Annotated in this window: 13 protein-coding genes; 4 read left to right on the forward strand and 9 right to left on the reverse strand. The window is 46.4% G+C overall.

Annotated features, from left to right (window positions below; translation table 11 throughout):
* Positions 1 to 36: 36 nt before the first annotated feature.
* Positions 37 to 483: a TlpA family protein disulfide reductase gene (locus K6Y21_RS20045; RefSeq protein ID WP_233073693.1), complete on the reverse strand. Its 447-nt coding sequence runs from the start codon at positions 481 to 483 to the stop codon at positions 37 to 39.
* A 158-nt stretch (positions 484 to 641) separates the two neighbouring features.
* Here K6Y21_RS20045 and arsC point away from each other — a divergent pair, with 158 nt between their 5' ends.
* Positions 642 to 992, forward strand: coding sequence for an arsenate reductase (glutaredoxin) (gene arsC, locus K6Y21_RS20050; protein ID WP_233073694.1), 351 nt, complete (start codon positions 642 to 644; stop codon positions 990 to 992).
* Positions 992 to 1,378: a DUF2069 domain-containing protein gene (locus K6Y21_RS20055; protein WP_233073695.1), complete on the forward strand. Its 387-nt coding sequence runs from the start codon at positions 992 to 994 to the stop codon at positions 1,376 to 1,378. Before arsC ends, K6Y21_RS20055 begins: the two co-directional genes overlap by 1 nt.
* Before the next feature lie 48 nt (positions 1,379 to 1,426).
* On the opposite strand, the gene hda is transcribed toward K6Y21_RS20055, so the two are convergent.
* From hda to upp, 4 genes are all read right to left on the reverse strand, one after another.
* The gene (gene hda / locus K6Y21_RS20060; protein ID WP_233073696.1) at positions 1,427 to 2,149 is read right to left on the reverse strand and encodes a DnaA inactivator Hda; all 723 of its coding nucleotides are present in this window, start codon (positions 2,147 to 2,149) and stop codon (positions 1,427 to 1,429) included.
* 65 nt (positions 2,150 to 2,214) lie between these two features.
* Positions 2,215 to 3,243 carry a DUF2066 domain-containing protein gene (locus K6Y21_RS20065; RefSeq protein WP_233073697.1) on the reverse strand — a complete coding sequence of 343 codons (1,029 nt, stop codon included), beginning with the start codon at positions 3,241 to 3,243 and terminating at the stop codon, positions 2,215 to 2,217.
* Between the two features lie 112 nt (positions 3,244 to 3,355).
* Positions 3,356 to 4,630: a uracil-xanthine permease family protein gene (locus tag K6Y21_RS20070; protein ID WP_285229771.1), complete on the reverse strand. Its 1,275-nt coding sequence runs from the start codon at positions 4,628 to 4,630 to the stop codon at positions 3,356 to 3,358.
* 116 nt (positions 4,631 to 4,746) lie between these two features.
* Positions 4,747 to 5,373 (reverse strand): uracil phosphoribosyltransferase, encoded by a 627-nt coding sequence (gene upp / locus K6Y21_RS20075; protein WP_233073698.1) that lies wholly within the window; start codon positions 5,371 to 5,373, stop codon positions 4,747 to 4,749.
* A 211-nt stretch (positions 5,374 to 5,584) separates the two neighbouring features.
* Between upp and purM the strand changes: the two genes are divergently transcribed.
* Positions 5,585 to 6,625 (forward strand): phosphoribosylformylglycinamidine cyclo-ligase, encoded by a 1,041-nt coding sequence (purM, locus tag K6Y21_RS20080; RefSeq protein ID WP_233073699.1) that lies wholly within the window; start codon positions 5,585 to 5,587, stop codon positions 6,623 to 6,625.
* Between the two features lie 8 nt (positions 6,626 to 6,633).
* Positions 6,634 to 7,278 (forward strand): phosphoribosylglycinamide formyltransferase, encoded by a 645-nt coding sequence (gene purN / locus K6Y21_RS20085; protein WP_233073700.1) that lies wholly within the window; start codon positions 6,634 to 6,636, stop codon positions 7,276 to 7,278.
* Positions 7,279 to 7,366: 88 nt separating this feature from the next.
* Here purN and K6Y21_RS20090 read toward each other — a convergent pair whose 3' ends face one another.
* The 4 genes from K6Y21_RS20090 to K6Y21_RS20105 form a co-directional block, all read right to left on the reverse strand.
* Positions 7,367 to 9,184 carry a class I poly(R)-hydroxyalkanoic acid synthase gene (locus tag K6Y21_RS20090; protein WP_233073701.1) on the reverse strand — a complete coding sequence of 606 codons (1,818 nt, stop codon included), beginning with the start codon at positions 9,182 to 9,184 and terminating at the stop codon, positions 7,367 to 7,369.
* A gap of 58 nt (positions 9,185 to 9,242) precedes the next feature.
* Positions 9,243 to 9,590 carry a phasin family protein gene (locus K6Y21_RS20095; protein ID WP_233073702.1) on the reverse strand — a complete coding sequence of 116 codons (348 nt, stop codon included), beginning with the start codon at positions 9,588 to 9,590 and terminating at the stop codon, positions 9,243 to 9,245.
* 120 nt (positions 9,591 to 9,710) lie between these two features.
* Complete coding sequence (locus K6Y21_RS20100; RefSeq protein WP_233073703.1) at positions 9,711 to 10,919, reverse strand: acetyl-CoA C-acetyltransferase; 1,209 nt, start codon at positions 10,917 to 10,919, stop codon at positions 9,711 to 9,713.
* Positions 10,920 to 10,955: 36 nt separating this feature from the next.
* Positions 10,956 to 11,696 carry an SDR family oxidoreductase gene (locus tag K6Y21_RS20105; protein WP_238486475.1) on the reverse strand — a complete coding sequence of 247 codons (741 nt, stop codon included), beginning with the start codon at positions 11,694 to 11,696 and terminating at the stop codon, positions 10,956 to 10,958.
* Positions 11,697 to 12,282 lie beyond the last annotated feature (586 nt).

The following is a 12,282-nucleotide window of genomic DNA, read 5'->3' on the forward strand; positions in this document are numbered from 1 at the left end:
GCACTGTGCTTGTGGCCAAGTTGAATGGTTAACTTGTTAATCGGACAGCGCTTGCTGCCAAGCTTGCGCTAAGCTAGCTCGGTTTTGTTCACCAATTAATGTCGCCACTAATTCACCTTGAGGGTTAAGTAAATAAGTCGTGGGTAGCACCTTAGGACGTGCCAATCTAAAGTCTTCACGCTCTACTCGGGCAAAATCAAAAGAAACCTGCCTCTTTTGCCAACTGGCTTGCAACTCAGCCAAGGCTAAATCGTCATAACTGATGGCAATCACCGTATGTTGATCCGATGCACGATCAAATTGGTCTAACTCAGGTAACTCTTTAATACAGGGCTTACACCAATCGGCATAATAATTCACCCACAACCACTGACCTTGGTAATCGGATAAGTTTGCGTTCTTACCTGAAGACAAGGTCAGTTCAGCTTGGCCACATCCCGTCAGCAGAAAAAGTAAAGACAACACACCGATATGCAATTTCATATTTGTTTAACCTAACTTTTATTCGATTGACCAAAGCATTCTCGCATCTTAGCCGCCTTTGGGTTTACAATGCCGCTTTCACTATCCACTTTTGGCCTAATGTAACACACACCTTGCGCCAATTGGCCTAGCTAATCTTGTTGAAATGGAGATCCAGCATGTCACAAGTACAGATTTATCACAATCCGCGTTGTTCAAAGAGCCGCGAAACCTTAGCCTTACTTGAACAAAATGGGGTACAAGCTGACGTGGTTTTATACTTAACCACACCGCCTAGCGCCGAAACCTTAACCGCCATTGTCAAAAAGCTTGGATTTACCAGTGCAAGGCAATTAATGCGTAGCAAAGAAACCCTCTATAAAGAATTAGGCTTGGCTCAGGTAAACAGTGAAGATGAATTGATTGCGGTGATGATAGCTAACCCGAAATTAATCGAGCGCCCCATTGTCATCAAAGGTGACAAAGCGGCCCTAGGCCGTCCACCCGAGCAAGTGCTGGACATTTTATAATGCAAACACAAACGTACCGAAAAATTGCCCAGCTGGGTTATTTTAGTCTGATGATCTATGTGCTGATGTGGCACTTATGGCTATCTCCCCCGCCTGAGGGGATCAGCTTAGGGCTCATGTTGGGTTTGTGGTTTGTGCCTTTGCTATTCCCACTGCGCGGCATCCTAAAGGGCAATCCCTACACCTATGCCTGGGCGAGCTTTATTAGCCTATGGTATTTCTTACACAGCTTGACCATTATCGTCGCAGATGAAAACGAGCGTTGGCTGGCCGTGGTGGAACTGGTGTTAGCCAGCACCTTCTTCTATGGCTGCGTGTATTACGCTAAGTATCGTGGCAGAGAATTAGGTTTGAGCATTCGTAAACCTAAAGAGCCCAAGCAGTAATCAAGCTTAAGCACTGACTTGACCCTAGCGGATTGGCTCAGGGTCAAATCAAAGGTGTAAGGTTTCTTTGACAAAGGGAATGGTGAGCTTTCGCTGCGCAGCAATCGAGGCACTATCGAGATGATCTAAGGTTTTAAGTAACATCGCCATTTCGCGACTCAGTCGGTTAAGTAAAAACCGTCCCACTTCGACGGGTAACTTAAACCCCCGAAGCTGCGCCCTTAACTGTAATGCGCCTAGTTTCGCTTCATCATCAAGGGGCGTAATGCGATAGCTGGTACCCCATTCCAAACGAGATACCAAATCCTGTAAGGATAATTGCAAATGTTTGGGGCTGTTATTGGCAGTAAAAATCAGACAATGGTGGCTACGATCTGCGGCTTTTTGCTCTAAACACCGATTATACAAGTTAAATAACGCTTGCTCCCAAGGCCCATTGCCGGCGATCGCTTCAAGAGAGTCAATGCAAATGATCGGCATGTTCTCCATGCCGTCAAGCATGGCAGGGTTCATCATGTGATGTAAGTCCAGCGGCACATACGCCGCAGCAAGTCCACTGTCATTGGCTTCAGCGCATGTGGCATGCAATAAGTGAGAACGCCCCGACCCTTCTGTACCCGACAAGAAAATCACATCCTCACCTTGACCAATAGCGGCATTTTTGAGGGCGGTTAATAACTGGGCATTGTCGCCGGGATAAAAACTGGCAAAGGTTTCATCATCTGGCAACTGCACCGATAGTGAGAGCTGTGAAGGATTATGTTGTTCCACTCAATCATCTTAATGTCTGGAGGTGAGCCAAGTGTATCATTAGCTACTATATTCGGCAAAGCGCATCATGGAGCTTCCCCTCCTGGCGCTGCCCCTTGCCACACGACAGCCAAATGATCCGCTTTCACATCCCCTTCTTGCCAAGTCACTCGCCCTTGCTCGGTCAATAATTGGCGTAACTGCTGCTGACTACTGAGAAGTTTAAGAGAAAGTTGCATGCCATTGGGTTTAACCGACGCTAATGTCACTTGGTGCACGCCGGCTAATTGTTCAAAATAGCGCTTAACCATCACCACATCGGCCATGCCTTTGATATTTTCGACATCCACCAGCACGCTTGTCCCCTGAGCAACCTCAGGCGCAGCCGCTAAACGCTCAGCCAAATCATCGGCCAGTTGATTGGCCAACGTCACGCCACTGTCTTCAATTAAACCCAGCTCTTCACCTTGTGACAAAGGATGGCCCGTATTATCAATTAACTGCCAAATCATTTGGCTTTCGGCCGGGTTATTATCATTATATTGCACTTTCACTAACACAATATACTGCACCTGATAACGCTGGCTAGCTTGCACAACAGGTTGCAAAAAACGCCCCCAAATGTCAGTAAAGGTCACGGCGCTCAAATCATCAAAATCCATCAAGGGAAGTGCAATCGGTAAAGCACGTTGCTGCCCGCCTTCGTATAAGCCCGCGACTAATTCATTCGGCTGGTGCTCGCCAATAATGGTGTTACCTTGGCCTGTTTGCTGGGCTATCCAGACCAATACACGCGGACGTGGTGTGGGCCATATATCAATATTAGCCGTACGCAATAACTGGTTAACTTTATACTGATTAAAGCTGACGTTGAGGGAACCATCGGCCTGGGTTTGCTGGTATATCAGCTCATGCATGGACGGTAACGTGGTCAATTGCATCACTTGGTCAACGCGTTGATGGTTGCCTGTTACTTTTAATAACATACGCTCAAAGGCATTCATCAATGGCAGTTGCGTTTCATCACTTGGCGCAGGCAGTGACACTTGGTAAAGATTTTGTGCCATTGCGGGTGTGAAACTGGCACTTAGCAGGCTCAGTATTATCCACATCATCAGACACCCTAACCCCATCAACCTTCTGCCCAACACAATGTTTTCCTCCGTTTACAGCTCAATCACAGATAAAAAAGGCGGCCAATGCCGCCCTACAATACATAGCCCAGGCTTATCGCTTCGGCAACAGTACATTAAGGCCTATGGCGACAAGGCCACATAAACTGACTCCCTGCAAGCTAAATGAGCCTATACCAAAGGCCATACCGCCAATACCAAAGATAAGCACAACAGAAACAATACATAAGTTTCTTGCCTTGCTTAAATCGACTTGGTGGCGGATCAAGGTATTTAAGCCAACCGACGCTATGGTACCAAATAACAGCATCATGATCCCCCCCATGACAGCAGGAGGTACGGTTTGCAACACAGCGCCAAACTTACCCACAAACGCTAAGGCAATGGCAAACACCGCAGCCCATGTCATGATCACAGGGTTAAAGTTACGGGTTAACATCACCGCTCCGGTCACCTCAGAATAAGTGGTATTTGGCGGCCCGCCGAAACACGACGCGGCGGCGGTAGCAACGCCATCACCAAACAGGGTGCGGTGTAAGCCCGGTTTTTTTAGGTAATCTTTTTTTGTCACATTACCTATCGCTAAAATGTCACCCACATGCTCAACGGCTGGGGCTATGGCAACAGGCAACATAAACAAAATGGCATGCCAGTTAAATTCTGGCGCAACAAAATTAGGAACACCAAACCACGCCGCCTCCTTGATGGGGGTAAAGTCGACCTGGCCAAACATCATCGCCAATAGGTAGCCCGCTACTACGCCTGCAAAAATCGGCACCAATTTAAAAATGCCTTTCGCCATGGTCGAAATAAGTAAGGTCACCACGAGAGCTGAAATTGAAATGATCATCGCCGTGTCTTGTTCCATTAACACAGCGCTGCCATCACCCGTTTTACCTATGGCCATATTAACTGCAACCGGCGCAAGACCTAAACCAATCACCATGATCACCGGTCCCACCACCACTGGCGGTAAAATACGGTGAATAAACTCAGTGCCGCGCACCTTAACAAATAGGGCCATCAGCATATAAACAAAGCCCGCCGCCATTAAGCCAGACATGGTCGCAGCTATGCCCCACGTCTGTACGCCATATAAAATAGGCGCAATAAAAGCAAACGACGAGGCTAAAAATATAGGTACCTGGCGCTTAGTGATCCACTGAAATAGTAAGGTACCCACGCCTGCGGTAAACAGCGCGACATTGGGATCTAACCCCGTTATCAGTGGCATTAATACCAAGGCGCCAAAGGCCACAAACAACATTTGCGATCCGGCCAGCGCCGTTTGCCATTGGCTATTGATTGCTACCGGTTGTTCCCTATTAACCTGATAACTTGCCGGCTCTTCTTGTTCTACCTGACTCATAATTTCCCCAATTCAGTTTGTAATTAAGTACTGCGCGTAACTTGCCATTTCCGTTTGTAAGCGCCGTTGGGTAGCAGAGGCTTTTTGTCTAGCTCTTAGTGGCTATTTACGTGCGTTTATTTTGTACCAAATATTTTATCGCCAGCATCGCCTAGGCCCGGCATAATGTAGCCGTGTTTATTCAAACCTTGGTCGATAGAAGCGGTATATAACTCTATATCTGGGTGGGCTTTTTCAAGCGCTGCAATGCCTTCAGGCGCAGCCACAATCACAAGCACCTTAATATTGGTACACCCTTTCGCTTTCAATAAATCTAATGTTGCTATCATAGAGCCGCCCGTGGCTAACATAGGATCGACCACTAGGGCTAACCGGTCATCAATTTGGTTCACCAGTTTTTCAAAATAGGGCACAGGCTCTAAGGTTTCTTCGTCGCGATAAATCCCTACCACACTGATTTTGGCACTGGGCATATGCTCAAGCACGCCATCCATCATGCCAAGGCCTGCACGTAAGATAGGAACAACGGTAATTTTCTTACCCTTGATTTGCTGCACCGTGATTTCTTCTGCCCAGCCTTGAATATTGACATCTTCCAAAGCCAAATCTGAAGTTGCTTCATAAGTGAGCAATGCACTCACTTCTCGCGCTAATTCACGAAAGCGTTTAGTGCTAATGTTGGCCTCACGCATCAACCCTAGTTTATGTTGAATTAACGGGTGTTTAACTTCACGAATTTTCATATTTGACTCCAATACACGATAAAAATGCAAAAAACCGAACAATTCTAGCAAAATTAGCCACCGGCGCTGCCCAATTTTTATTATTTTGCGCATTAATACACAGAAATATTTCTACTCGTGGGCTAGCCCTGCTAAAATACCCGCGAATTTTTACTGCTCGATGGCACAGGCCATCAGCAAAACATTGTCTGGTTATGGGTGAGGGACTTCTGTGAGCAACAAAACCACTTCCTTAAGTTACAAAGATGCTGGCGTAGATATCGACGCGGGTAACGCTCTTGTAGAACGCATTAAAGGTGTCAGCAAACGAACTAAACGACCTGAAGTTATGGGTGGCTTGGGAGGTTTTGGTGCACTATGTCAAATTCCTGCTGGTTACAAAGAGCCATTACTGGTTGCGGGTACTGACGGTGTAGGTACTAAGTTACGCCTTGCTATTGACCTGAAAAAGCACGACACCGTGGGTATCGACTTGGTAGCCATGTGTGTTAACGACCTAATTGTACAAGGTGCTGAGCCTCTGTTCTTCCTTGATTACTACGCCACTGGCAAGTTAGATGTTGACGTTGCAGCATCGGTTGTCACCGGTATTGGCGCAGGCTGTGAACTATCAAACTGTTCACTTATTGGCGGCGAAACAGCTGAAATGCCAGGCATGTATGAAGGCGACGATTACGACATCGCTGGATTTTGTGTCGGTGTGGTAGAAAAGGCCGACGTTATCGACGGTTCAAAAGTCGCTGCTGGTGATGCGCTCATCGCATTAGGCTCTAGTGGCCCCCATTCTAACGGCTACTCGTTAGTGCGTAAGATCCTTGAAGTGTCAGGTGCCGACACCAGCGCCCCGTTTGGCGATAGCACCTTAGGTGAAGCCTTGCTAGAACCGACACGTATTTACGTGAAGCAAGTACTTGAGCTTATCAAGCAAACTGACGTTCACGCTCTGTCTCATATCACAGGTGGTGGCTTCTGGGAAAATATCCCTCGCGTATTACCAGCCAACACGAAAGCCGTTATCGACGGCAACAGCTGGCAGTGGCCTGAAATCTTTAACTGGCTACAAGAAAACGGTAACGTCGAAACCGAAGAAATGTACCGCACCTTTAACTGTGGTGTGGGTATGATCATCGCCGTGGCCGATGCCGATAAAGAAAAAGCCCTTGAGCTATTAACTGGCCTAGGTGAAAACGCTTGGTTAATTGGCCACATCGAAAATGCGGCAGATGACGAGCAACAAGTCGTAATTAACTAAGGCTAACCATGAGTAGTAACAGAATACTGGTACTCATTTCGGGTAGCGGCAGTAATTTACAAGCCATCATAGATCAAGTTCACCTCGGCCAAGAGCCGGGTGAAATTGTTGCTGTGATTAGTAACAAAGCCGATGCTTATGGATTAACGCGAGCAAACGACGCCAATATTCCTGCTATCACCGTAGTCAGTAAAGGTATCACTGATCGCAGTGCTTATGACCAAGCCTTGATGGCTGAAATTGACAAGCACCAACCTGACTTGATCGTCATGGCGGGTTTTATGCGCATCCTTACGCCAGCGTTTGTGCAGCGTTATCACGGTAAAATGCTGAACATCCACCCTTCTCTATTACCTAAATATCAAGGCTTAAATACGCATCAGCGGGCCATTGATGCAGGTGATGAAGAACATGGTGCAAGTGTGCATTTTGTCACCGAAGAGCTCGATGGTGGGCCCGTGATCTTACAAGCCAAGGTGCCTGTATTCTCTGAGGATAACGCCGAAGAGCTTGCGGCTCGCGTGCAAGATCAAGAGCATAGGATCTACCCGCTGGCGGTGAAGTGGTTCATTAGCAAACGTTTAGTCATGTCCGATGGCAAAGCCGTACTCGACGGTCACGCCTTGCCTGCGCAAGGTTATGCCCACGATTAAGTGCTGATAACAGCCGCGAAAAGAAAAAGCCCTGATTCAACAGGGCTTTTTTATACGCTAATCATGGCCTATCTCACTGCTAACCCCGCTACACCGTGGCGACCAGAGACTCCGTTTCAACCGCTTGGGTTGGCGATTTAATGGGTAAGGTTTGCTTCACGTATTCACCCGGTGCTGGGCCTAATACTGGATAGTTAGCGGCGCCGATATGATAAGGCTCAACTTGTTCATCGGGGTTAAAGCCTAATAACCATTGGTTCCAATGTAACCACCATGAGCCTTCCGTGTGATCCGCATTATCAAACCATTGCTGCGCATCATCGACCAAGGCTTGGTTTGTCCAAAAGCCGTACTTATGCTTGTCAGGGTGGTTAACCACACCCGCAATATGGCCCGACTCGCCGAGTACAAAGGTTTTGTCACCGCCGATTTGTAAGGCGCCGCGATATGTCCCTTGCCACAGGGCAATATGATCTTCTTTGGTTGAAATAAAGTAGCTCGGCACCCTAATCTTAGCCAAATCAATCCATACGCCGCCGATTTTAACCCCTTTATCCTGCACTAGCTTATTTTCTAAATACAGTTCACGGAGCATAAAGTTGTGGGTGGTAGCCGCCACATTAGTACTGTCGCTGTTCCAATACAATAGATCGAAATCAACAGGGCTATTGCCTTTTAGGTAATTGTCCACGTAGTAGTTCCAGTACAAACTATTTTCACGCAGCAGGCTAAAGGTGACACTCAGGGAGCGGCCATCCATATAACCTAGGGTATTATTTTGTAGTTCAATCGCGCGAACCACGGGCTCATTAATAAATGCGCCAACCTCGCCGGGTTGGGTAAAGTCCAATAGCGTGGTGAACAATGACATCGACTTGATGCGCTTTTTCATCCGCTTGGCCGCATAATAGGCCACAGTTGAAGCCAGCACCGTGCCACCAATACAATATCCTGCCGCATTGATCTGCTCTTGACCGGTAATATCTTCAATGGCGGCAACCGCTTTCACCACCCCTTCGGTGACATAATCACCAAAAGCAACATCCGAATGCATCGCACTTGGGTTACACCATGACATCATAAAAACAGTGTGGCCTTGATCGACCAACCAACGCACCATGGAATTCTTTTCACGTAAATCCAAAATATAGTATTTATTGATAAACGGCGGCACGATCAACAACGGCGTAGCATTCACTTTTTCCGTGGTAGGACGGTATTGAATTAGCTCAAAAAGATGATTTCTAAATACCACATCCCCTGCCGTGTTAGCGACGTTTTCGCCTAGCTTAAACGAATCACTATTGGTCATGCGGATCTTGAGTACATCAGCACTGCTGGCCATGTCTTGTTGCAGCACAGATAAGCCCTTAATTAAGTTCTCACCATTTTTTTCCATGGTTAACTTAAGTAGCTCAGGGTTGGTCGCGATAAAGTTACTGGGCGACATGGCGTTGATCATCTGGCGAGAGAAAAAGCTTAAACGCTCTTTCGTCTTTTCGTCTACACCTTCAACGGCATTGATGGTGTCTTGGTATGTCTTACTGAACAATAAATAGGATTGCTTGATAAAGTTATAGATGGCTTGCTCTTGCCAAGCTTGATCTGCAAAGCGCTTATCGCCGCGTTCAGCTTCAATCACTGAAGGCTTATCCGTTTCTTGCAGGATAACGTTCTGCCAAATTTCCATCTGCTTTTGCCACCACTGCATTTGCAGCTCTAACATGGCGGTGGGCTGATTGACCGCCCCTTGCAATAATTGCTTAAAGTCTTCAAAGTTGACTTCGTTCATGGCTTGATTCAGCGGTGAATTAACGGCTCCCTTGCCTTGCTCAAAGTCCTGCCACCATTGCTGGTTGCTTTCTTGCAATTTGACAAGATAGTCCGAGAAGAAGTTTTGAAACATAAGTTGACCCTCTTGAACGGAAAAAGCCACCCAGAAAGGGTGGCTGACTTGTCGACAATTAAGCGGGAGTAGCCGCTTTAATATTCTCGTTGGTTAGCTCTTCAACATCTTGCTTAAACTCTTTGGCGATGTTTTGTAGCTTGTTACTGTCATCCATCATTTGTTGAGATAGACGAGTAAGCACGGCCATTTGATTACTGTTAAATACAGCCAGTGAAGACACATCCTTCACTTCCGTGGCCGCTTTCATTTGCGATAAGCCAATTTCGCTGTAAGTACGCACGGCGTTTAATTGCAATTCAGTTAATACTTCTGCATTTTTCGCCATCAACTTATTGAACTTTACGTATGGCTGTAATGCTTTTTCTGATTGCTCATTAAACAGCTTAAACATATCGGTATACATGGTTTATCTCCTAAATTTTAAATTCGCACTTAAGGTTAAGCGCAGTTTTCAACTTACTATTAAAATCCCATGCTTCATCTGAACAGTCGACCAAGATAAAGCAAGTTTCCTTGTTGCTAACTACTGACAGCGTTTTACCACGACTGCTGTGCCCATACCGCCACCCACACATAAAGAAGCCACCCCGTAGTTTCCTTGTTGGCGAGCTAGCTCATGAACCAGCGACACTAAAATCCGGTTGCCCGAAGCCCCTAATGGATGGCCTAATGCAATCGCACCGCCATTAAAATTAGATTTTTCTAAAATAGCTTGTACCGGTACCTCATGCTCTTTCGCTAACTCTTTCGCCACGCCGAGGGCTTGAGCTGCAAAAGCTTCGTTTAACTCAAATACATCAACATCTTGAATATTAAGATTAGATTTTTGCAGCGCCGATGTGACCGCACCAACAGGGCCAAGTCCCATCACGCTTGGGTCTAAACCGACTTGCGCATAACTCACGACTTCAACCAGCGGCGTTAAACCTAAGCGTTTCACCGCGCTTTCAGAGGCTAAAACCACACTGCTCGCACCATCATTGATGCCAGAAGCGTTACCTGCGGTCACACTGCCTTCACGATCAAAGGCGGGGCGCAGGCCACTTAGCCCCTCAAAGGTCGCATTTGCTTTTGGATATTCATCGACGGCAAATTGCGTCGTGGTACGACGAGACACCACTTCAACGGGCACGATTTCATCAGCAAAACGGCCTGCTTCAATTGCCGCCACGGCTTTTTGTTGACTCGCCAAGGCAAATTCGTCTTGCTCTTCACGAGTGATGCCCACTTGCTTCGCCACGTTTTCAGCCGTCACGCCCATGTGATATTGGTTAAACACATCGGTTAGGCCGTCATTTATCAGCAGATCCGTTAACGCTAAATTGCCCATTTTTTGGCCTTGACGCATTGCCGCGCCAGCAGCAAATGGGATTTGTGACATCACTTCAACGCCAGCCGCCACGACCACTTGCGCATCACCCGCGCGAATATGGGCCACGCCATCCATCACCACTTTCATACCGCTGCCACAGACCATATTCACGCTATACGCAGGCACCGAGGCCGGAATATCCGCATAAATAGATGCCTGACGCCCTACATTCATGCCTTGACCAGCACCGATCACGTTACCTACGATCACTTCATCTATTTCGTTCGCTGGTAAATCGATGGCGTCTAATGCCCCTTTGATACTACAAGCGGCCAACTTACCTGCCGAAAAGTCCTTTAAACTGCCTAAAAACGCACCTAGTGGAGTACGTTTTGCAGCCACAATGTATACTTTTTCCATCTCAACCCTATCCTTTTCAATTCTATCCACACAGGCTTAATGCATGTGTAAACCGCCGTTAATAGACAAGGTTTCACCCGTGATATAGGCCGCTTCATCGCTGACCAGGTAACTCACTGCCGCTGCAATTTCTTCTGGTTTAGCCAAACGCTTCATCGGAATTTCGCCAGTGATGCTCTCAAGCACATCAGGGCGCATCGCCGTTACCATAGGTGTGGCAGTGTAACCAGGGGCAATCACGTTAACCGTCACACCGCTGCGAGCACCTTCCGCTGCTAGCGCTTTAGAAAAACCTATCATGCCGGCTTTAGCAGCTGAGTAGTTGGTTTGGCCAAACTGGCCACGGATACCATTAACCGAAGAAATGTTAATGACACGACAGTTGCCTTTTTCACACATGGCAGCAAACAGAGGGTGAGTCACATTGAACAGGCTATTAAGGTTGGTGTTAATCACATCGTGCCACTGCTCGGCAGTCATTTTTTTGAATACACCGTCTCGTGTCACACCAGCATTGTTAACCAGTACATCTATGGTGCCTTCTTCTTGTAAAATGGCACTCAAACGCTCTGCGCACTGGGCTGAATCTGACACATCTAACTCGAGTAATCGCACCTGCTCTTCGGTGAAGTTTTGCTCTTCAAACCATTTCTTAGCGCATTCGAGGTTGCCAGTATAGTAAGTGGCAATCACACGATATCCTTGCGCCACTAATTTGCATGTAATAGCGGAACCAATACCGCCTTTTGAACCCGTGATCAAAGCTAGCTTCTTCATTAAGATTAAGACTCCAAGTAAACAACGTACAAAAATTGTAAAGCTGTCTGAAGCCGCATCTGGAACTGCTTAAACCAGAAATACAGTCAACTTTAATAAACATGCCATTTCATTTGGAAATTGCTTAGAAACCACTTAAAAATCAATATCAATTAATAAGCTAAATATTACTAAGTAATTCGCAGGCTAATCAAAAATAGATCAAATGAATGACAGTTTTATTAATAGTAGTTTTAAAAATAATCAAGGTAGGACGAAAAACTTTTTTTTAAGCAGCAATGATAAGAATTTTGATCTTGCTCTCAGAACCTAGACACATATGTTAATTCTTTGTAAAATAACAACTTGTAATGAAACATATATTTAACCATTCTTCTCTCAGTCGCCTGCGACTTAAGTCGAACACAAAGCCTATTTGACTCGACTTTCATCTTATACTCGTTCAAGTTTTGGGTTGGCCAGGGCGAGATCTAACATTATTAGTAAGGTCTAATTGCTGATAATTTATGCACTATGGGCGTTTTATGAGCTTATTTTTCCTTTTCCTAGAAAATCATATATTAAATTGAACTAACTGTATTTTCAG

The organism is Motilimonas eburnea (assembly GCF_021295345.1).
In the GTDB taxonomy this organism is placed as follows: domain Bacteria; phylum Pseudomonadota; class Gammaproteobacteria; order Enterobacterales; family CBDFNC01; genus Motilimonas; species Motilimonas eburnea.

Excerpts from the sequence above, each read along its gene's own strand:
- K6Y21_RS20045 (WP_233073693.1), bottom strand. The coding sequence starts at position 483 with ATGAAATTGCATATCGGTGTGTTGTCTTTACTTTTTCTGCTGACGGGA.
- arsC (WP_233073694.1), top strand. The coding sequence starts at position 642 with ATGTCACAAGTACAGATTTATCACAATCCGCGTTGTTCAAAGAGCCGC.
- K6Y21_RS20055 (WP_233073695.1), top strand. The coding sequence starts at position 992 with ATGCAAACACAAACGTACCGAAAAATTGCCCAGCTGGGTTATTTTAGT.
- K6Y21_RS20065 (WP_233073697.1), bottom strand. The coding sequence starts at position 3,243 with ATGATGTGGATAATACTGAGCCTGCTAAGTGCCAGTTTCACACCCGCA.
- K6Y21_RS20070 (WP_285229771.1), bottom strand. The coding sequence starts at position 4,630 with ATGAGTCAGGTAGAACAAGAAGAGCCGGCAAGTTATCAGGTTAATAGG.
- upp (WP_233073698.1), bottom strand. The coding sequence starts at position 5,373 with ATGAAAATTCGTGAAGTTAAACACCCGTTAATTCAACATAAACTAGGG.
- purN (WP_233073700.1), top strand. The coding sequence starts at position 6,634 with ATGAGTAGTAACAGAATACTGGTACTCATTTCGGGTAGCGGCAGTAAT.
- K6Y21_RS20090 (WP_233073701.1), bottom strand. The coding sequence starts at position 9,184 with ATGTTTCAAAACTTCTTCTCGGACTATCTTGTCAAATTGCAAGAAAGC.
- K6Y21_RS20095 (WP_233073702.1), bottom strand. The coding sequence starts at position 9,590 with ATGTATACCGATATGTTTAAGCTGTTTAATGAGCAATCAGAAAAAGCA.
- K6Y21_RS20100 (WP_233073703.1), bottom strand. The coding sequence starts at position 10,919 with ATGGAAAAAGTATACATTGTGGCTGCAAAACGTACTCCACTAGGTGCG.
- K6Y21_RS20105 (WP_238486475.1), bottom strand. The coding sequence starts at position 11,696 with ATGAAGAAGCTAGCTTTGATCACGGGTTCAAAAGGCGGTATTGGTTCC.